This is a genomic window from Halobacillus sp. Nhm2S1 (assembly GCF_019599545.1).
In the GTDB taxonomy this organism is placed as follows: domain Bacteria; phylum Bacillota; class Bacilli; order Bacillales; family Halobacillaceae; genus Halobacillus.
In genome coordinates this window covers 937,068-962,968 of record NZ_JAIEZV010000001.1, presented here as the reverse complement: position 1 = coordinate 962,968, position 25,901 = coordinate 937,068, and the positions used below count along the sequence as shown (strand labels likewise).

Annotated in this window: 26 protein-coding genes; 20 read left to right on the top strand and 6 right to left on the bottom strand. The window is 46.1% G+C overall.

From position 1 onward, the window contains the following. Nucleotides 1–299: 299 nt before the first annotated feature. The 8 genes from ilvB to ilvA are packed head-to-tail and all read left to right on the top strand — an operon-like array spanning nt 300 to nt 9,261. The gene (gene ilvB, locus K2225_RS04970) at nt 300–2,015 is read left to right on the top strand and encodes a biosynthetic-type acetolactate synthase large subunit (protein ID WP_220583744.1); all 1,716 of its coding nucleotides are present in this window, start codon (nt 300–302) and stop codon (nt 2,013–2,015) included. Beyond that, nucleotides 2,012–2,533 (top strand): acetolactate synthase small subunit, encoded by a 522-nt coding sequence (gene ilvN, locus K2225_RS04965; RefSeq protein ID WP_089654003.1) that lies wholly within the window; start codon nt 2,012–2,014, stop codon nt 2,531–2,533. Before ilvB ends, ilvN begins: the two co-directional genes overlap by 4 nt. Before the next feature lie 24 nt (nt 2,534–2,557). After that, nucleotides 2,558–3,589, top strand: a complete 1,032-nt coding sequence (ilvC, locus tag K2225_RS04960; protein WP_160912133.1) for a ketol-acid reductoisomerase — start codon at nt 2,558–2,560, stop codon at nt 3,587–3,589. Beyond that, nucleotides 3,576–5,120 (top strand): 2-isopropylmalate synthase, encoded by a 1,545-nt coding sequence (locus K2225_RS04955; RefSeq protein ID WP_220583743.1) that lies wholly within the window; start codon nt 3,576–3,578, stop codon nt 5,118–5,120. Before ilvC ends, K2225_RS04955 begins: the two co-directional genes overlap by 14 nt. A gap of 16 nt (nt 5,121–5,136) precedes the next feature. Beyond that, nucleotides 5,137–6,243: a 3-isopropylmalate dehydrogenase gene (gene leuB, locus K2225_RS04950; RefSeq protein ID WP_220583742.1), complete on the top strand. Its 1,107-nt coding sequence runs from the start codon at nt 5,137–5,139 to the stop codon at nt 6,241–6,243. A gap of 21 nt (nt 6,244–6,264) precedes the next feature. Beyond that, nucleotides 6,265–7,677, top strand: a complete 1,413-nt coding sequence (gene leuC / locus K2225_RS04945) for a 3-isopropylmalate dehydratase large subunit (RefSeq protein WP_220583741.1) — start codon at nt 6,265–6,267, stop codon at nt 7,675–7,677. Nucleotides 7,678–7,681: 4 nt separating this feature from the next. Next, the gene (gene leuD, locus K2225_RS04940; protein ID WP_220583740.1) at nt 7,682–8,287 is read left to right on the top strand and encodes a 3-isopropylmalate dehydratase small subunit; all 606 of its coding nucleotides are present in this window, start codon (nt 7,682–7,684) and stop codon (nt 8,285–8,287) included. A gap of 44 nt (nt 8,288–8,331) precedes the next feature. Beyond that, nucleotides 8,332–9,261 carry a threonine ammonia-lyase gene (ilvA, locus tag K2225_RS04935; protein WP_370632707.1) on the top strand — a complete coding sequence of 310 codons (930 nt, stop codon included), beginning with the start codon at nt 8,332–8,334 and terminating at the stop codon, nt 9,259–9,261. A gap of 290 nt (nt 9,262–9,551) precedes the next feature. On the opposite strand, the gene K2225_RS04930 is transcribed toward ilvA, so the two are convergent. Then, on the bottom strand, nt 9,552–10,361 hold the full coding sequence (locus K2225_RS04930; RefSeq protein ID WP_220583738.1) for an alpha/beta fold hydrolase: 810 nt from the start codon (nt 10,359–10,361) through the stop codon (nt 9,552–9,554). A 247-nt stretch (nt 10,362–10,608) separates the two neighbouring features. On the opposite strand from K2225_RS04930, the gene K2225_RS04925 reads away from it, so the two are divergent. The 8 genes from K2225_RS04925 (at nt 10,609) to K2225_RS04890 (ending at nt 17,506) form a co-directional block, all read left to right on the top strand. After that, nucleotides 10,609–11,772: an iron-containing alcohol dehydrogenase gene (locus K2225_RS04925; RefSeq protein WP_220583737.1), complete on the top strand. Its 1,164-nt coding sequence runs from the start codon at nt 10,609–10,611 to the stop codon at nt 11,770–11,772. A 287-nt stretch (nt 11,773–12,059) separates the two neighbouring features. Next, nucleotides 12,060–13,202, top strand: coding sequence for a D-alanyl-D-alanine carboxypeptidase family protein (locus K2225_RS04920; protein ID WP_255574218.1), 1,143 nt, complete (start codon nt 12,060–12,062; stop codon nt 13,200–13,202). 144 nt (nt 13,203–13,346) lie between these two features. Next, entirely contained in the window at nt 13,347–14,888 is a 1,542-nt protein-coding gene (locus tag K2225_RS04915) for a methyl-accepting chemotaxis protein (RefSeq protein WP_220583736.1), read from the top strand. A 108-nt stretch (nt 14,889–14,996) separates the two neighbouring features. After that, on the top strand, nt 14,997–15,422 hold the full coding sequence (locus K2225_RS04910; RefSeq protein WP_220583735.1) for a DUF1801 domain-containing protein: 426 nt from the start codon (nt 14,997–14,999) through the stop codon (nt 15,420–15,422). Between the two features lie 4 nt (nt 15,423–15,426). Next, nucleotides 15,427–15,870, top strand: a complete 444-nt coding sequence (locus tag K2225_RS04905) for a GNAT family N-acetyltransferase (RefSeq protein ID WP_220583734.1) — start codon at nt 15,427–15,429, stop codon at nt 15,868–15,870. Then, nucleotides 15,867–16,523 (top strand): HAD family hydrolase, encoded by a 657-nt coding sequence (locus K2225_RS04900; protein WP_220583733.1) that lies wholly within the window; start codon nt 15,867–15,869, stop codon nt 16,521–16,523. Before K2225_RS04905 ends, K2225_RS04900 begins: the two co-directional genes overlap by 4 nt. A 16-nt stretch (nt 16,524–16,539) precedes the next feature. Further along, nucleotides 16,540–16,926 (top strand): VOC family protein, encoded by a 387-nt coding sequence (locus K2225_RS04895; RefSeq protein ID WP_220583732.1) that lies wholly within the window; start codon nt 16,540–16,542, stop codon nt 16,924–16,926. A gap of 52 nt (nt 16,927–16,978) precedes the next feature. Beyond that, nucleotides 16,979–17,506 (top strand): GNAT family N-acetyltransferase, encoded by a 528-nt coding sequence (locus K2225_RS04890; protein ID WP_220583731.1) that lies wholly within the window; start codon nt 16,979–16,981, stop codon nt 17,504–17,506. 193 nt (nt 17,507–17,699) lie between these two features. On the opposite strand, the gene K2225_RS04885 is transcribed toward K2225_RS04890, so the two are convergent. Further along, complete coding sequence (locus tag K2225_RS04885; RefSeq protein ID WP_220583730.1) at nt 17,700–18,002, bottom strand: hypothetical protein; 303 nt, start codon at nt 18,000–18,002, stop codon at nt 17,700–17,702. Nucleotides 18,003–18,280: 278 nt separating this feature from the next. On the opposite strand from K2225_RS04885, the gene K2225_RS04880 reads away from it, so the two are divergent. The 4 genes from K2225_RS04880 to K2225_RS04865 all read left to right on the top strand — a co-directional run bounded on the left by K2225_RS04880 (nt 18,281) and on the right by K2225_RS04865 (nt 21,104). After that, the gene (locus tag K2225_RS04880) at nt 18,281–18,562 is read left to right on the top strand and encodes a YhdT family protein (RefSeq protein WP_255574216.1); all 282 of its coding nucleotides are present in this window, start codon (nt 18,281–18,283) and stop codon (nt 18,560–18,562) included. Next, nucleotides 18,559–20,025, top strand: coding sequence for a sodium/pantothenate symporter (gene panF, locus K2225_RS04875; protein WP_220583729.1), 1,467 nt, complete (start codon nt 18,559–18,561; stop codon nt 20,023–20,025). Before K2225_RS04880 ends, panF begins: the two co-directional genes overlap by 4 nt. 130 nt (nt 20,026–20,155) lie before the next feature. After that, entirely contained in the window at nt 20,156–20,530 is a 375-nt protein-coding gene (locus K2225_RS04870; RefSeq protein ID WP_220583728.1) for a hypothetical protein, read from the top strand. Between the two features lie 13 nt (nt 20,531–20,543). Next, nucleotides 20,544–21,104: a histidine phosphatase family protein gene (locus K2225_RS04865; protein ID WP_220583727.1), complete on the top strand. Its 561-nt coding sequence runs from the start codon at nt 20,544–20,546 to the stop codon at nt 21,102–21,104. A gap of 141 nt (nt 21,105–21,245) precedes the next feature. On the opposite strand, the gene K2225_RS04860 is transcribed toward K2225_RS04865, so the two are convergent. From K2225_RS04860 to K2225_RS04845, 4 genes are read right to left on the bottom strand one after another with little or no spacing between them, the layout of a single operon-like run. After that, nucleotides 21,246–22,715 carry a sodium:solute symporter family protein gene (locus tag K2225_RS04860; protein ID WP_220583726.1) on the bottom strand — a complete coding sequence of 490 codons (1,470 nt, stop codon included), beginning with the start codon at nt 22,713–22,715 and terminating at the stop codon, nt 21,246–21,248. After that, nucleotides 22,716–22,937 carry a DUF3311 domain-containing protein gene (locus tag K2225_RS04855; RefSeq protein ID WP_146813912.1) on the bottom strand — a complete coding sequence of 74 codons (222 nt, stop codon included), beginning with the start codon at nt 22,935–22,937 and terminating at the stop codon, nt 22,716–22,718. Continuing rightward, nucleotides 22,934–24,544 (bottom strand): amidohydrolase, encoded by a 1,611-nt coding sequence (locus tag K2225_RS04850; RefSeq protein WP_220583725.1) that lies wholly within the window; start codon nt 24,542–24,544, stop codon nt 22,934–22,936. The genes K2225_RS04855 and K2225_RS04850 overlap by 4 nt, the downstream gene beginning before the upstream one ends. A gap of 15 nt (nt 24,545–24,559) precedes the next feature. After that, nucleotides 24,560–25,795, bottom strand: coding sequence for a Zn-dependent hydrolase (locus tag K2225_RS04845; RefSeq protein WP_220583724.1), 1,236 nt, complete (start codon nt 25,793–25,795; stop codon nt 24,560–24,562). Nucleotides 25,796–25,901 lie beyond the last annotated feature (106 nt).

Here is a 25,901-nt window from a genome sequence, read left to right as displayed (position 1 = left end):
CGTTTAACCAGTAGGCGGGACCAGGTGTTTCACCGCACCTGTTATCAAAAGGGGTTCATGATGAATCCCATGAGGTGGAGCTTGGAACTAGGCTTCACAAATGAGGGTGGTACCGTGGAAGTAAAGAGAGACCTTTTCACCCCTCAAATTCTTATAACACTGTTATGTGTTGCAGGAATCTGAGGAGGAAGAAGGTCTCTTTTTTGTTCGAAAGACGAAAGGTTCGAAGCGGAAAAAGCATCACTTCTAACATCCGCTTTTCATAAAAGATATATTTTCAACACAGGAGGGATGAAAAAATGAAGGCACAGGCAAGTGCGGAACAAGAGACCGCAACAAAGACAGGAGCCGATTTGCTCGTAGAAGCTTTGATCGGTCAAGGTGTTGAAACGTTATTCGGATATCCAGGTGGCGCGGTTTTACCGATTTATGATGCGATCTACCGGGCAGAAGGCAGTTTTGATCATATTCTTCCAAGACATGAACAAGGCGCGATCCACGCAGCGGAAGGATATGCAAGAGTGTCAGGCAAAGCAGGAGTCGTCATCGGTACATCTGGACCAGGAGCGACAAACTTAGTCACAGGAATTGCGGATGCGATGATGGATTCCATTCCTCTCGTGATTTTTACCGGGCAGGTGGCTAAAGGCGTCATTGGAACCGATGCATTCCAAGAATCCGATATCATGGGGATTACAACGCCGATTACCAAACACAATTATCAAGTGCAGGAGATTGAGGACCTTCCAAGGATCGTGAATGAAGCCTTTCATATTGCGACAACAGGCAGACCAGGTCCAGTCGTTGTGGATATTCCGAAAGATATCAGTTCAACGGTTTACGCAAAGGAAGTGAAGAGTGATTTTCATTTGCCAGGCTATCAGCCAACCGTGAAACCGAATCCACTTCAAGTCAGTAAATTGCATGACGCACTTGTGGAAGCTAAAAAACCGGTGGTACTCGCAGGATCCGGTGTTATTCATGCAGGTGCATCGGAAGAGTTAAAAACATTTGTCCAAAATTACCAACTTCCGGTTACGACAACGCTTCTAGGGCTTGGCAGTTACCCGGGCACCTGTGATTTATCCCTTGGAATGGCTGGAATGCATGGAACGTATTCCGCAAATACAGCTCTTTACGAATGCGACCTGCTGATCAATATCGGTTCTCGCTTTGATGACAGACTGACAGGAAACTTGAAACACTTCGCCCCAAACGCGACAATCGCCCACATCGATATCGATCCTGCTGAAATCGGGAAAAACATCCCGACGCACATTCCGATCGTTTCGGATGCCAAAGCAGCGCTGGAAGCATTGAACGCGAAAACTGTGAAAGGATTGCACCACAAAGGATGGATGGATGCAATCAGCCAAAACAAAATCGATTACCCTCTCTGGCATGACCAGCCGGATGAACTCATCGTTCCTCAGTGGCTCATGCAGAAAGTCTATGAATATACCGGTGGAGAAGCAGTCGTTACGACAGATGTTGGACAGCATCAAATGTGGGCGGCTCAATACTACCAATTTGACAGGCCGAACCGCTGGGTCACCTCAGGCGGACTTGGAACGATGGGCTACGGGTTTCCGGCAGCGATCGGAGCCCAGCTGGCTGACATGAATTCCACGTGTGTCGCTGTTGTCGGTGACGGTGGTTTTCAAATGACGCTGCAGGAACTGTCTGTTCTACAGGAACGGAGACTGCCGGTCAAAATATTGATCGTCAACAACCAGGCGTTAGGCATGGTAAGGCAGTGGCAGGAGAAGTTCTATAGTGAGAGATACTCAGAGTCAATCATCGATGTGCAGCCAGACTTCGTAAAACTAGCAGAAAGCTACCAGGTCCCTGGTTATAAGATTGAGACTCAGGAAGAACTCTTGGAAGTCCTGCCGAAAGTCCTCGGGGATGATCAGCCGGCGGTCATCGATTGCCGTGTCCTTCAAAAAGAGAACGTCTATCCGATGATCGCACCAGGAAAAGGACTACATGAAATGATTGGGGTGAAACGATGAAGCGAATCGTCACAGCAACCGTTCATAATCGAAGCGGTGTGCTGAACCGGGTAACAGGATTACTTGCCAAACGGCAATTCAACATTGAAAGCATTTCTGTCGGACGGACAGAGACCGAAGGCGTCTCGAAAATGACGTTCGTCGTAGAGGTCGAAGATGACCGCAAGCTCGAGCAGCTCACCAAACAGCTGAACAAACAGATCGATGTTCTAAAGGTATCGGACATCACAGACAAAGCGATTGTCGCCCGGGAGCTCGCAATGGTGAAAGTGATCAGCAACCCGCAGATCCGCAGCGAAATCCAAGGGATCATTGAACCGTTCCGTGCATCAATCATCGATGTCAGTAAAGAAAGCGTCACGGTTCAAGTGACAGGTAAATCGGATAAAGTCGATGCGCTCATCGATCTATTAAGGCCTTATGGCATAAAAGAACTAGCCAGAACAGGCTTAACCGCATTCACCCGCGGTCATCAGCCGCAAGTAGCAGAATTCAAATCTTACTCTCTATTAAAATAATTTCCCGAAAGGATGGATGTACAAATGGCACACGTATATTATCACAACGATATTAAAGACGAGGTACTAAAAAATAAAAAGGTCGCTGTTGTAGGTTATGGCTCCCAAGGTCATGCACACGCTCAAAACTTGAAGGAAAGCGGTCATAACGTCGTTGTCGGTCTTCGTAAAGGAAAGTCATGGGATAAAGCGGAACAAGACGGACTGGAAGTGAAAAGTGTTGCCGATGCTGTAGCAGAATCTGATGTGGTCATGGTTCTTCTTCCTGATGAATATCAGCCGAGAGTCTATGAAGAGTCCATCAAACCGAATTTGAAATCCGGAGCAGCCCTCGCTTTCGCTCACGGATTCAATGTCCACTTCAACCAAGTTGTTCCTCCATCAGATGTCGATGTTTTCCTTGTAGCACCAAAAGGACCAGGACACCTTGTCCGCCGTACGTTTGAAGAAGGCGCAGGTGTACCGGCACTGATCGGTGTCGAGCAAGACGTCACGGGGGAAGCGAAAGAAATCGCGCTTGCTTACGCGAAAGGAATCGGCGGTGGCCGTGCAGGAGTCCTTGAAACATCCTTCCAGGAAGAAACGGAAACCGATCTATTCGGTGAACAGGCCGTCCTTTGCGGTGGACTTTCAAGCCTTGTGAAAGCTGGTTTTGAAACGTTGACAGAAGCTGGCTATCAGCCGGAAGTGGCGTATTTCGAATGTATGCACGAGCTCAAATTGATCGTTGATTTGATGTACGAAGGCGGTCTTGAAGGTATGCGTTATTCCATCTCCGATACAGCACAGTGGGGTGACTTCGTATCAGGTCCACGTGTTGTTGACGAAAGTACGAAAGCCCGCATGAAAGACGTGTTGACAGATATCCAGACAGGCAAGTTCGCCAAAGGCTGGATCCTTGAGAACCAAGTGAATCGTCCAGAGTTCAATGCAATCAATGCACGTGAAAACAATCATCAAATCGAGAAGGTGGGTAGAGAGCTCCGTGAACTGATGCCGTTCGTCAAGAAGTCCCAATCCAAAGAAAAGGATGTGGTCACACATGGCTCACGTTAACGTTTTCGATACAACCTTGAGAGACGGAGAACAATCCGCTGGTGTCAATTTGGATCGTTTGGAAAAGTTGGAAATTGCCAAACAGCTGGAACGTTTAGGTGTAGATATTATGGAGGCGGGATTTCCTGCTTCCTCTCAAGCTGATTTTGAAGCAGTCAAAGAGATTGCTGATACCGTCCGCGGTTGTTCGGTAACCGGCTTAGCGCGAGCAAACAAACGTGACATCGACATTGCATGGGAAGCATTGAAAGGTGGAGCGGAGCCGAGGCTGCATGTTTTCATCGCTACCTCCCCGATCCACATGACACATAAACTGAAAAAGACACCGGATGAAGTCGTCCAAAAAGCGGTGGAAATGGTCGCCTATGCGAAAGAGAAGTTTCCACACGTCCAATTCTCAGCAGAAGATGCACTGAGATCCGATCAAGATTTTCTCGTTCATATCATTGAAAAGGTAATTGACGCCGGAGCGAGTGTCATTAATCTTCCGGATACGGTCGGTTTCACAACACCTGACGAAATCGGACGGCTTTTCCGGTATGTAAGAGAGAACGTACCGAACATCGATAAGGCAATCTTGTCTACCCACAACCACGATGATTTGGGAATGGCCGTAAGCAATTCCTTGGCAGCGATTGAAAATGGCGCGAGACAAATCGAAGGGACGATCAACGGAATCGGCGAGCGTGCCGGAAACGCAGCGCTTGAAGAAATCGCTGTTGCATTGAAAATCCGCCAAGATCGTTTTGATTTTGAAACAGGCCTTGTGCTGAAAGAAATCAAGCGCACCAGTGATCTCGTCAGCCGTTTGACAGGGATGCAGGTGCCAGGCAACAAAGCCGTTGTAGGACGCAACGCTTTTGCCCATGAATCCGGAATCCACCAGGACGGCGTGTTGAAGGAGTCCACGACATACGAGATTATCACCCCAGCCATGGTTGGCATCGATTCCAATCGAATGGTGTTAGGAAAACACTCTGGAAGGCATGCGTTCAAACAGAAAGCGGAAGAACTTGGATTTGATCTTAATGAAAACAAGCTGAAAGAAGCTTTTGAATCATTTAAGACACTGACAGGTAAGAAAAAAGAAGTGACGGATGACGATCTCTTCGCCATTTTGACAGATACTCAGACGGAAAACGAAGACCAGCCTAAATACGAGTTGAAAGCTTTCCAGGTCCAATATGGAAGCATCAACCGTCCGACAGCGACCGTACTTTTGACACGTCCGGATGGAGAAGAAGTCGAGAAGGCCAATACGGGAGAAGGAAGCGTCGAAGCCATCTACAACACGCTGGATGACTTGATTGATGCCGATGTTCATCTCCAGGACTATCAATTGAGTTCCATCGGTAAAGGGCGCGACGCTTTAGCAGAGGTCCACGTTCAATTGACCGTCGATGGAATCAAAGCATCTGGCAGAGGGTCTGCACAGGATGTTCTGGAAGCTTCGGCTCACGCCTTCTTGAACGCAGTGAACCGCACATTATATAGAAGCAAAATGGAGAATCATCAAAAAGTGCAAGTATAACTAAAGGGGGATGCACATGGAAAAACATATCGTACTTTTGCCAGGAGACGGGATTGGTCCAGAAGTTACAAAAGCCGCTAAAAACGTGTTGCAGTCGGTAGCGGACCGCTTTCAGCACACCTTCACTTTTGAGAGTCATGACATCGGAGGAGTGGCGATCGACAATCACGAAACGCCCCTCCCGGAGGATACAGTGGAAGCAGCAAGGAAAGCGGATGCCATTTTCCTAGGAGCGGTCGGTGGACCGAAATGGGATCAACTCCCCGGACATATGAGACCGGAAAAAGGTCTGCTCGGAATCCGGAAACAACTGGGGTTGTTTGCGAATCTCCGTCCTGTCAAAGCGTTTCCGCAGTTGCTCCATGCATCACCTTTGAAGCAGGAGGTCGTCGCGGCAAGTGATCTGTTGATCGTCCGTGAACTGACTGGTGGGTTGTACTTTGGAGAACCGAGAGAACGACGCAACAATGGCAATGCCGTCGTCGATACGCTGGCATACGAACGCCGGGAAATTGAAAGGATCGTTGAACAGGCATTCCAAAGCGCGCAGGTGCGAAGGAAGCATCTCACATCTGTCGATAAAGCGAACGTCCTCGAGTCGAGCCGCATGTGGCGGGAAATCGTGGAGGAGAAAAAAGCACATTATCCAGATGTAAAAGTTGAACATATGCTTGTAGATGCCGCTGCAATGAAACTGGTGACGAATCCTGCTTATTTTGATGTCATCGTCACAGAGAACATGTTCGGGGACATCTTGAGCGATGAAGCTTCTGTACTGACAGGGTCGCTTGGTATGCTGCCATCTGCCAGTTTAAATGAAACTGGCGTCGGACTTTACGAGCCGGTCCACGGATCTGCCCCTGATATCGCAGGAGAGAATAAAGCGAATCCTCTGGCTAGTATCCTATCTGTTGCGTTGATGCTGAAGCATTCTTTCGGCATGGAAGAAGAAGCAGAACAAGTAGAAGCGGCTGTACAGGAAGTGTTGAACGAGGGCTACCACACGGCAGACATCGATCTCGTCGGAGGTACCGTCGTCAGCGGCAGTGAATTGGCACGAAGAGTGGTCGATCAAATCACCACAAGTGATACGACTGAAAATATCATGCGTTGTTACGTATAACCACGAAGGGAGCGGAACGGAATGAGTCATCCAAAAACCATTGTAGAAAAAATTTGGGATCAGCATGTCGTCCATGAAGAAGAAGGGAAGCCGAACCTCCTCTACATCGACTTGCATCTGATTCATGAGGTGACCTCTCCCCAGGCGTTTGAAGGATTGCGGATGGCCGGAAGGAAAGTGAGAAGACCGGATCGTACGTATGCGACGATGGACCATAACGTACCAACAATCCACCGGAATATCATCAAAGATGAAGTTTCCAAAAAGCAGATGGAAACATTAAAAACAAATTGTGAAGAGTTCGGTGTCCGCCTGGCGGACATCAATCACCCGGACCAGGGGATCGTTCACGTGATCGGGCCGGAACTTGGCTTGACCCAGCCGGGGAAAACGATTGTTTGCGGGGATAGCCATACTTCTACCCACGGAGCTTTTGGAGCGCTGGCTTTCGGAATCGGCACAAGTGAGGTGGAGCACGTGCTCGCCACCCAATCCTTGTGGCAGGCCCCTCCAAAAACCCTTCAAGTCAACGTCGATGGGGTGCTGGGGACAGGCGTCACAGCGAAGGATTTAATTCTTGCGATTATTGGGAAGTATGGGGTCCGCTTTGGCACAGGTCATGTGATCGAGTACACCGGTGAAGCGGTCCGCAACCTTTCAATGGAGGAACGCATGACTGTATGCAACATGTCCATTGAAGCCGGAGCAAGAGCCGGATTGATCAGTCCTGATGCAACGACCATTGATTACATGCGTGGCAAACGCTATGTGCCGGAAGGAAAAGATTTTGACGAAGCAGCTGAACAGTGGCTCGCTTTAGCTTCCGATGAAGGGGCTGAATATGACCAGACGCTTACGATTCATGCAGATGAAATTGAACCGCAGGTCACATGGGGTACGAACCCCTCTCAATGTGTTCCTGTCGGCGGTCGCGTACCTGATCCTGATTCGATAGAAGAAGATCGAGACGGCATCGAGCGGGCCATCGAATATATGGGACTTGAGGCGAACCAGAGCATCGAATCGATCCCTGTGGAGCACGTGTTCATCGGTTCCTGCACAAACTCCCGGTTGAGCGATTTGCGTAAAGCGGCAGAAATCGTTCGTGGAGGCCGTGTTCATGAAGGGGTGAGAGCTCTTGTCGTCCCTGGTTCTAAATCTGTGAAAGATGCAGCAGAAGCGGAAGGACTGGATACGATTTTCTTGACCGCAGGATTTGAATGGCGTGATGCTGGCTGTAGCATGTGTCTAGCGATGAATGATGATATCGTCCCACCTGGGGAACGCTGTGCTTCCACTTCCAACCGGAACTTCGAGGGGCGTCAGGGAAATGGTGCCCGTACCCATCTCGTCAGTCCGGAAATGGCAGCAGCGGCAGCGCTGGAAGGTCATTTTGTTGATGTCAGAAAATACGCCAGTACGGTAGGAGGGTGAAGAGATGGAACCGATTAAACAACATCGTGGTCTGGTCTACCCATTGGATCGATCGAATGTCGATACCGACCAGATCATTCCGAAGCAATTTTTGAAAAGGATTGAACGACAGGGTTTCGGCCAGTTCCTCTTCTACAACTGGCGATTCAACGAGGATGGAACACTGCGGGAAGACTTTTCCCTGAATGACCCGAAGTATGATGGTGCTTCTGTTCTTGTCGGCGGTGAAAACTTCGGGTGCGGTTCCTCCAGGGAACACGCACCATGGGCGATTCAGGATTATGGCTTTAAAGTGGTCATCGCCCCGAGTTTCGCCGACATTTTCTACAACAACTGCTTCAAAAACGGAATCCTGCCGATTCAGTTGCCGAAGCCGGTTGTGGATCAGCTGATGGAAAAGGCGACGAAAGAGAAGTATGAAGTGAAGGTCGATTTGGAAAAACAGATCATTGATGACGGTGACCTTGAAGTGTCCTTCGATATCCAGTCCTACCACAAAGAAATGCTATTGAACGGCTGGGATGAGATTGCTGTCACCTTGACGTATGAAGACAAAATCGACCAGTACGAAAAACAAAACAAAGGAGTGAAGACGTTGGGGATTTCTTAACGCTAGCTAAAGTGATGGATGCACAGGAGCAATTGCAGGAGGTGGTGCACCGCACCCCGCTGCAAACATCAACCACCTTCAATGAGCAAACCGGACAGCACGTCTATTTGAAGATGGAGAATCAGCAAAAAACAGGCGCTTTCAAAGTGCGGGGGGCCTCTTATAAAGTGGCTTGTCTGACGGAAGAAGAAGCGTTCCGCGGTGTGATTGCAGCATCTGCAGGGAACCACGCCCAAGGAGTCGCTCTCGCTGCAGCGAAGCGGGGCATCCAGGCACAAATCTTTATGCCGGAAGGAACACCTAGAGCGAAAGTGGAAGCGACCCGAGGATACGGAGCAAAAGTCGTTCTGACCGGCGAGTCATTCCAGGAAGCTTACCAGGCCGCTTTGCTCGAACAGGAAAGAACGGGGGCTACTTTTCTTCATCCGTTTGACGACTATGATGTGATGGCCGGCCAAGCGACGGTCGCCGTTGAAATGCTGCAACAGCAGCCGGATTTGAACCGTCTGTTCGTGCCAATCGGAGGAGGCGGGCTGATTGCGGGCATCGCGTTCGCAGCTAAACAGCTGAAGCCGGACATTAAAGTCATCGGTGTTCAATCCGCGAAAGCCCCATCCATGTACAATGCTCTGTACAAAAAAGGACCTGAAAAACTGACATCTGTCTCGACAATTGCAGACGGAATCGCCGTGAAGGAAAGAGGAAGACTCACCTACACGTGTATCCAAAAATACGTGGATCAAGTGATTACGGTGGAAGAACATGAAATCGCTAAAGCCATGCTGATGCTGCTTGAACGGGAAAAAACACTGGTCGAAGGAGCAGGAGCAACGGCGCTTGCAGGTCTTCTTAGTACGTGTGACACGTTTGAACAACAGCAATGCGGTGTGGTCTTGAGTGGAGGAAACATGGATCTATCCCGATTGCCGCTGATCCAGAAGCTAGCCAATCCGAAGAAAGTGGTCATCGCTTAAGATGACAGCCAGGGAGAGTGATTGAACTCTTCCTGGCTTTTTTATTAGAAGTTGATCGCTTATCAGTGGGTTTATTTGATTTATCAGTGATTTAGATGGGTTTACCGGTATCATTAATAGCTCTATAGATACTTATTATCGATTTTAAAACAATTACTGTCGTCTGATTCCTCTCCTATACGATAAAGATTAGTAGATAAGGAATGGGAGAAGGGAAAGTGCTTTAGTGTACATATAATGTAAATAATAAAAAAGGAGAGCCACATATGAATATGGGCTCTCCTTTTCTATTATTTCAATAAATCAAGCAGCGTTTGGTTGAATTTTTCTCTTTCATCATAAACCATTCCGTGCCCGCTGTTTTCAAAAGGAATGAGTGTGCTGTTCGGGATCTTCTCGTTCAATATCTCGGAAAAAGCATAATCACAAATCTCATCGTGTTTGCCGTGAAGCAGGAGGGTAGGTACATCAATCTGACCGACTTCTTCCTGTAGATTTTCGTCTCTCAATGACTTTGCGCAAGCGATGGTAGCGTGAGCTGATGCTTCAAGGGCAAGGCTGTGAAACCATTCTCCAAAAGGTTCGGAGATATCAGAATGGTAGAATCCCTCACCAAAGTCTTTCAATGTAGCTGGGCGGTCGTTTTGGAGGGAATCAATCAATTCGTCTACTTCTTCTTTCTTCATGCCGTGGGTGTAGCCCTCTCTTTGAGTAAAACTCGGAGCGGCCGGTCCTGCCAAAATCAACTGTGCAAATTCATTATTTGCAAATTTTGTTGCATAGCGAATCGCAATTGGTCCACCCATGGAAAATCCAGCTAAATAGAAGTTTTCAAGTTGAAGGTATTCTACAACCGTTTTTACATCATGGGCAAGTGTATCGTAATCATAACCGAAAGCAGGTTTGTCTGATTTCCCGAATCCCCGCAGGTCGATTCCGATGAAGCGGTAGCCTTTTTGAGGTAGTTCGTTCATTTGATATTCGAACATCTTATGGTTCAGTGGCCATCCATGAAGGAATACAATCGGCCGTCCCTGTCCAATATCTTCTACAAATAAGTCGATATGGTGATCGTGATCTACTTCGATATAGAGTGACATTTTTAGAAAAACTCCTTTTTTTATGTTATGAAGGATATTCCCCTTTTCTTCCATATAAAACAGATCATAATTAGGAAATCCCTTTTTAGGCATTCTATATAACTCTCAACACTTGAGAGAGCGTTTTTTAAGAAAATAAAAAGGGGGATCATCAAAGATTTAGATGTGTACGATCAATAATCATCGTTACCTGATTTGATTATGGAGTGATACAATAGAAAAGTTATAAAAAAGGTGAGGTGGAAAGATGAATAATTTTTTACAATATAACCCTACAAAGCTCTATTTTGGCGAGGGGCAAATCAAGCAAATCCCTAATGAAATCGGTCAAGGAGCAAAAGTGCTTGTCATCTATGGTGGGGGAAGCATTAAGAAGAACGGTGTTTATGAGGACGTCTTGCAACAATTAGAGAAGCTTGAAGCTACCGTTTATGAACTGTCCGGTGTAGAGCCGAATCCCCGACTGACAACAGTCCGCAGAGGTGTCGATATCTGTAAAAATGAAGGGATCGACTTTTTGCTTGCTGTTGGAGGCGGAAGCGTTATCGATTGTACAAAAGCCATTGCCGCTGGGGCAGTGAGTGATGCAGATGCCTGGGAGTTAATCACACAAGAGGCTCCCATTGAAAAGGCACTGCCGATCGGTACTGTTTTGACGCTTGCAGCCACAGGGTCTGAGATGAATGCTGTTTCCGTCATTACGAATTGGGAAACGAAAGACAAACTCGGGTGGGGATCTCCTCATGTGTATCCGACATTTTCCATCCTGGATCCAACATACACTTTCTCGGTACCTGAAAACCAAACCGTGTACGGAATCGTCGACAGCATGTCCCATGCCTTGGAGCACTACTTCCATCGGACGGAAAACACACCTATGATTGATGGGTTCATCGAGTCCCTTTTAAGGACGGCTATCCAAACCGGACCAAAATTGATAGCGAACCAGAAATCCTATGAACACAGGGAAACGATGATGTATTTAAGTACAACCGCATTTAATGGAACCTTAATGAATGGAACAGATGGAGGGGACTGGGCTACACACCGTATCGAACACGCTGTATCCGCCATCTATGATATCCCGCACGGGGGAGGTCTTGCTATTCTGTTCCCAAACTGGCTTGAGCATGTCTTGGAAGAGGATCCTAGCCGGGTGAAGCAGCTGGCAACCAATGTATTTGGTATCGACGCTGCAGGAAAGAAGGATGTGGAAGTTGCACGAGAGGGAGCGAAAGCATTACGCCATTTCTGGAATTCTCTTGGTGCACCAAGCACTCTTAAGGATTATGACATCACAGATGAAGCATTTGACGATATTGTGGAAAAGACATTCATTAAACCAGGAGTGGGCACATACAAAGAAATGAATCGTGAAGCAGTTTTAGATATTCTGCAGCGCTCATTATAAACAAAAGGAGAGGCTCTAACCGAGCCTCTCTTTTTGTTACCTCTACTCCTTATTCTAAAAAAGCATAGTTTTAAATGTTAAGTTTCCTATAATTCAGCGATTCGCTAGAAGAAACAACTGTTGGAAAATTTTCAGGAAATAGCCAGATAGTTTACAAAAGGGTTACAATTTATTTAAGAATTCGTGGGTTTTCTTCAAATTGCGACAATTATGTATATACTGATACATGGTTAAATACAGAACGTGTCTTGTGAAATTAATAACTGTGTACAGGGAGTCATCATTAAATGAAGAAACTTATAGTAATCATTGTAGCTTTATATACCACTTTTAGTATCAATCTAAACATAACGATGGCAAAGTCCAAACCGGATACTCCATCGATTAATAGTGAAGCGGCTATTGTTCTTGAAGCGAATACAGGTAAAGTCATATATGAAAAGAATGCCGAGACGCGTATGTATCCGGCTAGCTTGACGAAAATTGCAACAGCCATTTACGCGATTGAAAACGGGGATCTTAATGAGACTGTAACTGTCAGTGAAAGAGCTTATGAAACAGGTGGCTCCAGTGTTTTTCTTGAAGAGGGTGATCAGGCGACATTAAAAGAGCTGGTCCAGGGGTTGCTTCTGAACTCCGGGAATGATGCAGGTGTTGCCATTGCCGAGCATTTGAGTGGGAGTGTCGAGCGGTTCTCTGAAGACTTGAATGCTTACCTTGAGGAAAAAGCAGGTGTCGAGCGGACGGATTTCCAGAATCCTCATGGCTTATTTGACTCCGAGCATAGAACGACTGCGAAAGACCTTGCGAAAATTACGCAATATGCACAAGGAAATCAAACATTTAATGAAATATACGGATTAGAGGTTCTGGATTGGAATGGAGAAAAGTGGGATGCCACACTATACACGCATCACCGTTTAATGAGAGAGGACCCTTATGAAGGTGTGACTGGCGGAAAGACCGGCTATGTCCCACAATCTGGTTTCACGTTGGCTACGAGCGCGAGCCGTGAGAATATGGATTTGATTGTCATTACAATGAAAAGCCGAACGAAGAATTTGTCTTATGAAGATACGAAGAAGCTGTTAGACTATGGCTTTGATCATTATCAAACATCCACCTTAAAACCCGGGAAAGAGCTTCTAGCAGATGTAAATGAAGAATACGAACTGCCTGATGAGGTTTCATACACTCATTTGAAAGAAGAAGCGGTTAAGACAGAAATTGATGATTCTGGTCAGTTCTCTATTACCTATCCAGATGGGACAGCCATTTATTCGACCCAATTGGCGAAAGTAGAGGAAAAAGCAACCGAGCGACAAGTGAATGAGCAGAAAACCGAAAAGCCAAGCTGGCAGGATTATTGGCCTCTCTTCATTTTTCCACGCCACTTTTGGGTGACCGAAATCTATGAACAAATCAAATAATGGATATGAAAAACCTCCTATGCCAGGAGGTTTTTTTGTTTTCGGAAAAATTATCTTTGGATTTAAATTTTTGAAGTCGAAATAAATGATATTTTTGGATTTTTTCGTTATTATAGTTCTTAAGTCTTAATTAAGGGTGGTTTTATGGAAAAGAAAAAGAATCGTACCATGCTTATGTTTGGTGCTGTAGGACTATTGCTGGTCCTTGTCATTCATTTTATTCACAGAAATTCATTGTTGATTTGGAGTATGAATGACTTTCAGAATTATGCTCCTTATTTATATACATATTTGATGATTCCCTTTGCTTTGTATGGGTTGACTCTTTTCGTTTATTTTAAAAGACGCGATCATGTCGCTATCCCCTGGTTGATGAGTCTTATGTACACCTTCCTAAGTATTGGGATGATTACGAGTGGAGAAGGTATGGTGGTTTATCATTTTTCCATCTTTCTTGTCGTGGCATTGATTGCCTTTTATGACCGGATAGAAATCATTACGATGATGACGCTACTCTTTGCACTTTATCATTTCATCACGATGTTTTGGGGCATGGAGTTCTTTTATGGAACAGATAATTATTCATGGTTCATGTTTGCCCTTCATGCCGTTTACTTGGTATTGACGAGTGCGGGAACCTCCTACCAGATCGTTCAAAAGAATGCCCACGTACAGGAACTGAAAAAGCTTTCTCAGCAGAAAGAAGCAGAAGCTGATCAACTACTCCATCAACTCCACTCAGTCGGGAACTCTCTAAAAGAAACGTCGGATGTCATTAATCAAACCTCTCATCAATCATCGCATTCCTTTAATGAAATGGAAGAAATGATCCAGATGCGAGGGCGAAATGCTGATGAGCAAGTAGAGCAGGCAGAGAATCAGGCGCTGAATCTGTCGGATATTCAAGCAGCAATGGAACAAATCACGGAAAGCATTGAGGTGGTATCCGAACAGGCGAAGCATACATCGACGGCCACTCAAGATGGCAAAGCTTCTTTAACTGAGATTTCCACTCATCTTCATTCAACAGAATCCAGCTTCAAAGAAACCGGAGAAAATATCCAGGTCTTACAAACATACTCTGAGCAAATCAGTCAGCTTACGAAGGAAATAGCTTCGATTACCGATCATACGAAATTGCTTGCGCTGAACGCTTCTATTGAAGCTGCAAGGGCAGGAGAGCACGGAAAAGGCTTCAGTGTAGTTGCCCAGGAAGTACAAAAGCTGGCAGCACAGTCGGGGAATGCTACGGAGCGTATTTTTTCAATTGTGGATTCAATCAGGGAGCATGTGTCAGAAGCAGACCTCCATGCTCGAGACGGAAGGAAGAAAATGAAAACAAGTTTAGACTATGTTTCGCATTTGGAAGGGAACTTCAAGGGGATTCTGAAACAGTCTGAAGAAGTGGAAAGGCAGACCGATGAAATCGGGGCATCTAGTCAACAGCTATTGTCTACGGTGGATCTTTTCTCTCATTCTTTTGAAAGCATGTTGGATTTTACGAAAGAAGGAAAAGGCCAGAACCAGAATATGGTCCAATTTTCTAAGCAGCAGCTCGAGCGTATTGAAAACGTTGCTAAGGAAGCGCAACGCATGTCAGAAATGGTCCAGGACGTCCAACGCATTACGAACGATATGGATGGACAGAAAGAAGAAAGTAAACCTGACTTGAAAATAGTCAGCTGAAATAGGTGAGGAGGGCCAGGATGGGGCCTCCTTTTTTTCTGTTTTAACAGGAAATGGAGGGGAGGTAGTGGAAATACTTAAAGAACACGGTAGAAAGGAGCGGAAGACTTGGCTTACGAACAAAAGACAAAGCAAAATGATCGAAGTGTGGTTGAATTCATTGAAGAGGTGGATCACCCGAAAAAAAAGGAAGATGCATACCGCCTGTTGGACATTTTCACGGAGGCAACTGGGTATGAAGCGAAAATGTGGGGGCCGTCAATCATTGGCTTCGGGTCTTATCATTACAAATATAAGACAGGTCATGAAGGGGATGCCCCGCTTGTCGGATTTTCTCCACGAAAAGCGAATATCAGTCTTTATTTCGCCACGGGCGACCCGGAACGTGAAGAGCTTCTTGAAAAACTCGGGAAACACAAGAGCGGAAAAGCGTGTGTGTACATCAACAAAGTGGACGACATTGATGAAGAGGTTTTGAAAGCACTCATCCTCCAATCCGTCACATTCTTACAACAAACGTATCCGGAGGAATGAGGAGATGTATCAATACTATCAAGGATTGACGATTCGGGAAGGCACGACCGGAGTGCCTTCCGAACTTGTAAAACAGCTGTTTGAAGAAGTGGGCTGGTCACGAGGAGGGCCTGCGTGGCAAGATGAGAAATTTTCTCTCCTATTTGAGAACTCTACATGGGCATATACCGTATGGGAAGAAGAAAATATGGTAGGGATGGTCCGAGTCGTGTCGGATCAGATCATGATGGCGACAATCATGGACTTGGCCGTTTCGGAACCGTACCGTGGAAAAGGACTTGCACACAAGTTAATTTCACTATGTATGGAAAAACTGCCGCATGGGGATTGGTTTGCCCATACCTCTGAAGAAAACTTCTCTTTCTATGAGTCATGTGGTTTTCAGGTAGAGGAAAACTGCTCTTTTTATGGCTATCGAAAAGCAAGAGACGAAGGGCATCGCCTATGATACAAGCCGTCATTTTCGACTTGGACCGTACGCTTTTGGATCGTGATGCTAGTGTAGAGCACTTCATCAACCATCAATATGATCGATACAAGCTGTCTTTAGAGTCTGTATCAAAAGAAGTTTTCACCTCAAGATTTATTGAATTGGATCAGGGGGGATATAGACCTAAGGATCAAGTTTATCAACAACTGATGGTTGAACTGGATTTGGAGAAGCAGGTGGAGGAAGAGCTTTATCAGGATTACAACGATTCTTTCCAACGATATTGTACACCTTTTCAAGGACTTCATGAGGTATTGCTACAGTTAAGGTCAAGTAAACTTCGTTTAGGTATGATCACCAATGGAAATGGACGTTTTCAAATGGACAACATTCTGGCTCTAGGAATTCAGCCATTTTTTGAAACCATACTCATCTCCGAGTGGGAAGGAGTGAAAAAGCCTGATCCGACGATTTTTAAACGAGCCATAAAACGGATGAATCTGTGTTCTGATGCTTGTGTGTATGTGGGGGATCATTTGGAAAAAGATGTTCGAGCAGCAGAAGACATCGGGATGACCGCCATATGGAAAAAAGGTAGACAAGACGAGAATTCATCCGTTCGCTATTCGATCTATCATTTGAACGAACTCCCAACACTGTTAAAAAATTAAATAAGGAGGAACGCCCATGTTATTTGAAGTGACCAATCAAATCCGTGTCCCTGATCTTGTAGAAGGACAGCAATGGTATGAGAAATTACTCGGGAAGAAACCTGATTTCATTCCTCATGAAGGTTTTGTCGAATGGGAGGTCATCCCAGGGTTCTGGCTGCAGTTAGCAGAGGGAACACCAGCTGAAAACAGCGGCCCATTCCGTATTGGGGTTACAGATCTTGAAGCAACGAGAGATTTTCTGGTTGATGAATTAAGGATTGCCCCTTTTAATATTCACTCGCGTGAAGAAGTTCCTGTCAAGTGGGGGACGTTTGAAGATCCTTGGGGCAACGGAGTTGGCTTTTATGAATATCATGATAAAAAAGAAGAGGAAGAACGTTTGAATCTTCTTTACAAGTGAGAAGAGGAGCACCGCAAGAGGTGCTCTTTTTTCGCGACTAGGAGGGAAGTCTATGGAGGTTTTACAATTGAAGGTGTATGACATGGACCTTCATATGTTGGACACATTTCATAGGTATCAGAAAACAGACCGAGTCTGGGTGGATGACTCAGGGGGAATCGTGGAAGAATCCGATTCCTTTGAAGAAGATTGGACCCTTGAGAATAAACAAGAGATCATCCATCACTTCCGATTTGTGAGCATGAACGGAGGCGCTGTGGTGGCAGTTATGAAAGAGCAGCAAGTCCAAGGTTTCGCAGTCATTGAACCGACTTTTTTTGGTGGAAAATCTCGGTATAGGGAATTATCGTACATACACGTAACGCGCGATCTTCGTGGTCAAGGGATAGGGAAAAGACTCTTTCAGAAAGCTGGAACGGTCGCTAAAGCTCTGGGAGCAGAGAAATTGTATATAGGGGCCCATCCCTCGGTGGAGACACAAAGGTTCTATCAGAAGATGGGGTGTGTACCTGCTCAAGAAATTCATCCAACGATTTATGCCCGGGAGCCTAGAGATATTCAGCTGGAGAAACGGCTATAAGAAAACCCATACGCGTGTATCGCGTATGGGTCTGAAATTATTTTTTGCTGAAAAATTCGAGGAAAGCATGGTAGATCTCTGTTCCCTGATAAGATAATAGAGACAAAGCTGTCAACGAGAACATTCCGATCATAATCATTCTGAACCATAACATGGGTGAAACCTCCTTTGATTGTTGGCTTTTCGGACAACATCAAAGGTTATGAATCACGTAATTGGACTGATAGAATACAGGGTTCAAAAAGAATAACTTGCGAATGGCCCTCATAGGTGTTGATGGAACATTTGTACACAAATGTAGGATCAAAAGAAATCCGAATAAAGCTGGAATGACAAACGTTTTGTCTGTGTGATCATCATTTGAGGGCGTGGTTTCAAGTAGAGTGCTTTCCTGGACGTCGCCTTTAAGATAGCCGCTGTGGTGTTCACCGTTTGTGAACGGCAATGCAAAACTAAGAAGCAGGATGACTATGAATAAGGCTGAGTGTCTTTGCATTCGGCGCACTCCCTTTGTAACTATTAATATATTTATTTTACATGATGCAGCTGTTTACGCAAGCAAAAGTTTTCTGATCTAAACGTAGTCAAGTTTAACTTAAAATGGACCATTCATACTTTATGTCTGGAAAGGTTGGAGTAGCACGTTTTTGTGAAAAAAAGGGTGCAGACAGAAAGGCGATTTTTCGGTAAGCTTGGAAAAGGAGAAAACAAGAAGGTAGCACCGGACAAATACAGAGATAACTAGACATTTGGATGGTCAAGGGGGAATATTCTATGAATCATCAAGATAAGCGGATGGAAGATCCGCGGTACAAAATTGCGAATAAAGAGGCGCTGATCGGAGTCGTGCTTGTTATTGTAAACTTTATTCTTTGGTATGGGTTTGCCTATGGCATGGGATCCGGGCCCGTTGAGGAGTATGACTACATTTTTGGTTTTCCCGCCTGGTTTTTTTATAGTTGTATCGCCGTCACAGTCCTCATCTTTCTTCTCGTGATTCTTGCGGTCAAATTTTTGTTTAAAGAAGTACCGCTGGATGAGGAGGATGAGAAATGAATTGGGGCGTTGTTATACCGCTGTTACTATTTTTGGTCATCATATTTTTTATTGGCTTTTATGCTTCGAAATACTTAAAGTCGAGTGCGGATTTCCTGCAGGAATATTTTTTGGGAAGTCGTCAGCTTGGTGGATTCATTCTAGCGATGACGATGGTCGCTACTTATGGAAGTGCAAGCAGCTTTGTGGGAGGGCCTGGAGTTGCTTACACCGTCGGGCTTGGGTGGGTTTTGCTTTCCATGACACAGCTTGCGACAGGTTATTTTGTCCTGTCGGTACTTGGAAAGAAGTTCGCCATCATGGCAAGAAAAATTCGTGCGGTCACGCTTGTCGATTTCTTGAAGGAACGTTATCAGAGTAAGTGGGTAGTCATCCTATCTGCTGCAAGTATTATCATTTTCTTGTTCTCGGCGATGGCGGCCCAGTGGGTCGGAGGCGCACGGCTGATTGAATCATTTACAGGCCTTTCCTACACAGCAGCCTTGTTCATTTTTGCTGTTTCCGTGCTTGTATATGTGATTATCGGTGGGTTTCGTGCTGTTGCGATAACAGATACTGTGCAGGGCATTATCATGTTTTTTGGTACAATGATCATTTTGGTCGGGACGATTATCGCAGGAGGCGGAATTGAGAGCATCATCTCCGATCTTGCTGCAGAGAACCCGGACTTGATTTCACCGTACGGAGCGGATCGTTCCCTTACGCCAGTGTATGTATCGTCCTTCTGGATTCTTGTGGGTGTCGGTGTAGTCGGTCTCCCGCAAGTCGCTGTCCGTGCCATGAGCTATAAAAGCTCACGCGGGATGCACAGGGCTTTGATTATCGGTACTGTTGTGGTCGGTGTCATCATGCTCGGTATGCACTTGACAGGTGTCTTTGCAAGACCTGTCCTCCCTGGAATTGAAGTCGGAGATACGGTCATGCCGCGAATTGCAATGGAGGTGCTGCCCGCCTGGCTGGCAGGAATTGTGCTCGCTGCTCCGATGGCCGCCATCATGTCGACCGTTGATTCTCTCCTCCTGCTTGTCAGTTCAGCGGTGGTGAAAGATGTATATTTGAACTATGTAAATCCCGAGGCAAGTGCGAAGAAGGTGAAGAGACTAAGTATCTCCGTCACCGCTGTTATTGGAATTCTCGTATTTGCTATGGCGGTTCAGCCACCGGATTTACTGATCTGGTTGAACTTATTTGCTTTCGGCGGGCTGGAAGCAGCTTTCATTTGGCCTGTCATCATGGGACTTTACTGGAAAAAAGGCAATGCCAGTGGAGCCATTGCTTCTATTTTGACAGGGGTAGGAAGCTATATCCTATTTCATAGCTTTATGCCGCAGGCGTTCGGAATGCATACAGTCGTCCTGCCCGTACTTTTGAGTCTGCTGGCTTACATCCTGTTTAGCTTATTGACGGTAAAACGGCATGCGGACATTCAGAAACACGTGTTCCAAAAACTGTGGAGTGCTTAAATACCAAAAAGGGTGGAGGAGGCTCCATCCTTTTTTTGTTAGAAAACAAATCATAGGCTGTGTTACAGTATGGATAAATATTGCTCGGGAAATAACTTTACGTTCAAAAAGTCAGGATGGGGGGATGCTGATGAGCATTTATAGGGCGATTCTTGCTGCTTTCTTTTCATCCATCATTCTATCAATGACGGTAAACTTATTTTTGACTGGTGAAGGGGATGTTTCAACTCCTATGTTTTTGTTCGCGTTCCCTGTTTATCTCTTCTTAGGAATTCCTTTATCTATTTTCATCGCCCGTGCACGGCATAGACAAAAATGGTGGCAAAGCTTTTCCTATTATACGCTCATAAGTCTTGGCCTAAGTGGGGTGGTCATGGTTACTTCCTCACTAGAAAGGGGAGAGGAGCTTATGGTTACCGCTTTTATCATCGGGTGTGCCTGGATGTACTTTCTTGTATATACAATCCTTAGCCATGTAAGGAATCTTGGATTGAAAGGATCATAAAAGGAGGATAATCATGGAGCTTATATTTGTGCGTCATGGGGAAGGGGAACATACAAAAAAGCCGGATGGATTACATATCCCCCGTCCGGCTTTAACCAAAGGTGGAGAAAGCCAAGCAAAGGAATTACAAGAAACATGGCCGCTGTCTTCTGATGATCTACTTATCGCAAGCCCGACGGTAAGAACTTTACAAACGGCTGATATCTGGAGTGAAGGCATTCCATGCAGGAGATTTGTTTCCCCTGCCGTCGGTCCTCGGATGTTTCCACAGAAGAAGGAATGGACTACTCTACCTTGCGATCGGACATTAGGTGAAAAACAGGTGTCTGCTGAATTTTCGGACTTTCACTTGATTGGTGAACGATGGAAAGAGGGGATTAACGAAATCCCTGAAGAGGATTTTGGGGATGTGGCTTCTGAACTGATTCAATGGTGTAAACAACAAGGGAAAGACCGCGTTTTTGTCGTTACGCATGATGGAACCATGACAGCCTACAGGCAATGGATCGAAGGGAGAATATTGACTCGTGGGGACTTTCCCAAAGAGACGGGTTGGATAAGGTTGAGGGTGTAAGCAAGCACCCTTGTCCTATCAAAGTCACAAGGGCTATTCTTTTCGGGTCCCTCTTCTTGATGTTTATCTTTGCAGAGATTGCCCCCGCTTGATTATTCATGAAAAAGGACGCTGAGTTTAGTAAACTCAGCGTCCTATTTATTATGAACCGATTTTTCTATATTCCTCTGCCATTGGCATTTCTTTTCCTTGAGAAAAAGCACTGATCAGGACGACGAGTCCAACGTTGACGATTAAGCCGAGGATACCAGGATTAATATCCAATGGTGGAGCGTCTGCGACAAGCTGGAAGTAGTAGTTGACGACAGTACCCGAGATTAGCCCTGTAATGACAGCGGGAGCGGTGATTTTTTTCGAGTATAAAGCACCGTACACCCCCGGGGCGAATTGGACGATTGATCCGTAGGCTCCGAGGAGGAGGGCAATTAATCCCTGGCCACCAAAGACAGTAATGAAATAGGCGAGTCCACCGATGACAAATACGCCGATTCTCATGATTAAGAGCGTGGCTTTCGATGAAAGGTCCTTTTTCACGTTGCGGATCAAACCATCTGTAAACTCAAGGGATGCACTGTGCGTGATGGCATCTGCGGTACTCATGGCTGCAGCAAGCGCACCAGCACCGACAAGGCCATAGACCCAGCCAGGCAATGTAAGAACCGTTGTAATCAGGTAGGGCAGAATTTCATCCGGTGAACCGATTTGGTCGGATTGGATGACGTTGACAGCAGAGAACCCGACAAACAGAAGTGGGATTAGGAACAAGGCAAACATCGGATAGACGAGCACGGTTTTCTTGATGGTACGTGCTTTTGTGGCATAGGATTTTGAAAACAAGTGCGGCCACATGAGAAACCCGATGGTTGATACCAGAATGGTTGTGGTGTAGGCCATCGTGGACATCGTTGAACCTTCGGCACCGATTTGCAGAAAGCCCGGGTTGTCCTGGGTCAAATTACGGAACATGTTCGGCACACTGTCGTGAAGCTGATTGACGATCGTAAGCCCGACCGTCCAGGATATGACGATCATGAGAATCCCTTGGAATACATCCGACCAGGCAGCAGCACGTAGTCCTCCTGTGGCTACGTAAACGACAACGATTCCGTAAGAAAGCAGCGCACCAAGCCAAAAAGGAATCCGTCCTTCTGTCATGATGTTGAAAATATAGGCCATCCCTTTCATTTGTGTGGCCAAGTACTGGATAGAGGCTAGTAAAGCAACGATTCCGATAATCATGGCGATCACACGGCTGGAGTAGCGCAATTGTAAAAATCCGGCGACTGTATAAATGTTGTGTTTGCGGCCGATGGCACCGATTTTCGGACCAATGATATACCAAGGTAAGATGGCGAAGGCGGTATAGGTGATGATGTACAAAGCAGGTGCACCACGGGAAAAGGCCCATCCTGGTGCGCCAAGGAAGGAGAAGGCACTGAAGACCGCTCCACCCATGAGGAACCACATGACGAACAGCCCGAGGTTTCCTTTAGCTGTGGTGAACTCTTCTAGTGAACTTTTGTCCTGGTTACGGCCAGCTAAAACTCCGATGAATAAAGCGACGACGAGATAACCGATCATCATGATCATTGCAATTTGCCATTGTGCCATTTAGTGGACCTCCTTTTCGTCTTTGTCAGGGTCGATTTTGTACAGGAATAAAACGATGATGAATGTAACGACGATCCAAAAAATGACCCAGAATACTGAAAAAGGTAAACCGATAATGAATGGGGTTTCCCTGTTGGCGATGGAGAACAACGGGAAGACGAGAAGTAAAAATGGGATGGTTAAAGAAAGACAGTAAATTTTAATAAACTTTTGCTTAGTCAATGGGCATCCTCCTTTTGTTTTTCATACACGATATCTCCATTCAGAATTGTCATTTCTACTTGGATGTCCTTAAGTTGCTGAGAAGGGCAATGCAAGATGGATTGATCGAGAATGACAAGATCCGCGTACTTGTTTGGTTCTAAGGTTCCTTTTAAATCTTCCTCACCACTGGCATAGGCCCCTGCCCATGTATAAGCACGGATCGCTTCTTCGACCGTAATGGATTGGTTTTGCCCGACAGGGTGGCCGTGTTTGCTTGTCCGATTGACGGCTGCGTGGATGCCGATCATCGGATTCACCGTTGTAATCGGGCTATCAGAGCCGATGGCAAACGGAATGTTCTGATCCACGTAACTTTTTAAGGGGAAGAAGTGGTGGACTCTGTGACCGTAATCGTTGATATATCCATCCCCGAATTCGTAAAGAAAAGCAGGGTTTGGTATAGGGACAGCCCGGGTCGCTTTTATCCTTTCTACAAGGTCAGGGGGAGTGATTCCTGCATGCTCAAGCCTGTGCCGGTGGTTAATATTCCCACTATGAGTGAGCGCTCGCTCAATTGTGGTCAGCAGCATATGTACAGCTTCATCCCCCATGGCGTGTGCCGTGATCTGCCATCCTTGTTTATGCGCGGGTAGGAGATGTCGGTCCAACTTGTTTTGATTCATATATAGAATGCCAGAATCATTCGGATTACTCGTATATGGGTCACGGGTTTTGCATGTCGGACCGCTGCTGCTTCCATCGATGAAAACTTTCGCAGGGCCGACTTTAAATGTATCGTCTCCGAGTCCTGTCATGATTCCGCTCTCTACACCAGCTTTGACAACGGATGGAGAATCGTAGAGGGAACCATACATGACATAGAGTCGCTGTGTAATCTTTCCTTCTTGAGCAGCCTTTTGTAAATAACGGATGTGTTTGGTGCCGTATCCACCTGCATCATGGACACTCGTTATCCCGTTTTTTAAAAAATGATCCGAGGCTATTTGCAGTCCGAGCATTACCTCTGCTTCTGAATAATCGGCAAGCTGGAACATCTCCATATGGGCGGCTTCCAGCAATAGACCGGTAAGTTCCTTATTTTCTCTTTGATAGGTTCCACCGGGAGGGTTAGGTGTTTGTGACGTGAGACCTGCCATTTCCAGAGCTTTACTGTTCACACATGAAATATGACCGCAAGTTCGTACGACAATGATGGGATGGGACGTGGACACTTTGTCCAAATCCCATTTGGTTAAATGACGATCCTCGAGCAGTGCGTTCTGATTGTAACCCCAGCCGCGGACCCATTCTCCAGAGGGTGTTTCCTCAGCCCGCATTTGAAGTTTTTCAATGATAGATTCTATGGAATCCTCATGCTTCAGGTTGATGCCGAGTTGATTGGTACCGTACAACTCGAGGTGGGCATGGGCATCGTTGAATCCAGGAAGCAGACTTTTCCCATTCAAATCAATGATCTCTGTATGAGCATCGCACCGTTCCATGATGTCGGGCGTCGTTCCAACTTGGAGAATGCGCTCTCCTTTGACAGCGAGGGCTTCATGAACGGTGCCTGACTGATCGGAGGTGATGACTTCTCCATTAATGAATACTTTGGTTGCTTTCATTTCATCTCCCTCCATTTAAGACTGAGCGATCTTCATCGCTGTGTGATAAAGAAGTTCCACGCCCTTTTCCATGTCCTCCATTTCGGCAAACTCCAACGGGTTGTGGCTGATGCCTTTTTCACAACGGACAAAAATCATACCGTAATCACTGATGTAGGACATGAATAAGGCATCGTGAAAAGGTCCGCTCATCAAGGTTGGTGAATCGTAACCGAGTTGTTCATCTTCTGTTTTCATGATGTCTTTGATCCAGTCTGCGCAATAGCGTGGATCACTGCGTGTGTCTTCACTGATGGAGTACTCGAGGTTGAGTTCTTTGCTCGTGCGTTCGATGATTTCGTACAGTTTCTTTTCAAGTTTTGTGCGGGCATCCAAGTCTATATCGCGAAGGTCAATCGTGAACTCGACTTTTTCAGGGATGATGTTGCGGGAGTTCGGGAAAGTCTGGACACTGCCGACGGTACCGACTGTATTCGGCGTGCCTTCATTGCGGACAAGTTCATTAAACTCTTTTGTAATAATGGAGGCTCCGAGAAACGCATCCTGTCTCAAGTTCATTGGCACGGATCCTGCGTGGCCAGCAAAACCTTCAAGAGTCACCGTCAACCAGATCGGACCGGATATGGCCGATACGATTCCAACGGGCTTGTCCTGCGATTCGAGGACAGGTCCTTGTTCAATATGAAGTTCAAGAAAAGCTTCAATATCTCCAGGTTTGTAAACAGGACTTTGGCTTAAATCCGGTTCCACGCCGAATTCTCTGAGAGCCTCTAAGCGGGTCACCCCATTTTTATCTTTGCGTTCGAGTTCGCCTTCTTCTAGCTGGCCGATGATTCCACGGACGCCGAAAACGCCTTTATTGAACCTTGACCCTTCTTCGTCAGCAAAACAGATGACCTCAATGGATCGGTTGGGGGTAATGCCTTCTTCTTTCATCGTATGTACAACTTCAATCGCGCCTAAAGCACCTAACGTTCCGTCAAAACGTCCTCCATAAGGCTGGGAGTCGATGTGGGATCCTAACATGAGGATCGGTTTGTCTTTTTCTTTTCCTTCGATGCGACCAACTAAGTTTCCAAATCCATCGATATGTGTATCTAGTCCGGCGTCTTCCATCCAAAGACGGACAACATCGACCGCTTCACGATCTTCTTTTGAATGTGCGAGGCGGCAGACGCCGGTTTCTCCAATCTTTCCGATTTTGGCTAGGGTTTCGATGTGTTCCTGAAATCTTTTTTGATTGATCTTCAAGTTGGATCTCCTCCTTGTTTGAACTAACTATATCAAGTTCATAATTGTCTGACAATTGACATAATGTTAAATGATTCATTAGAAGGAGGGGGAGAGAGGGGAGACT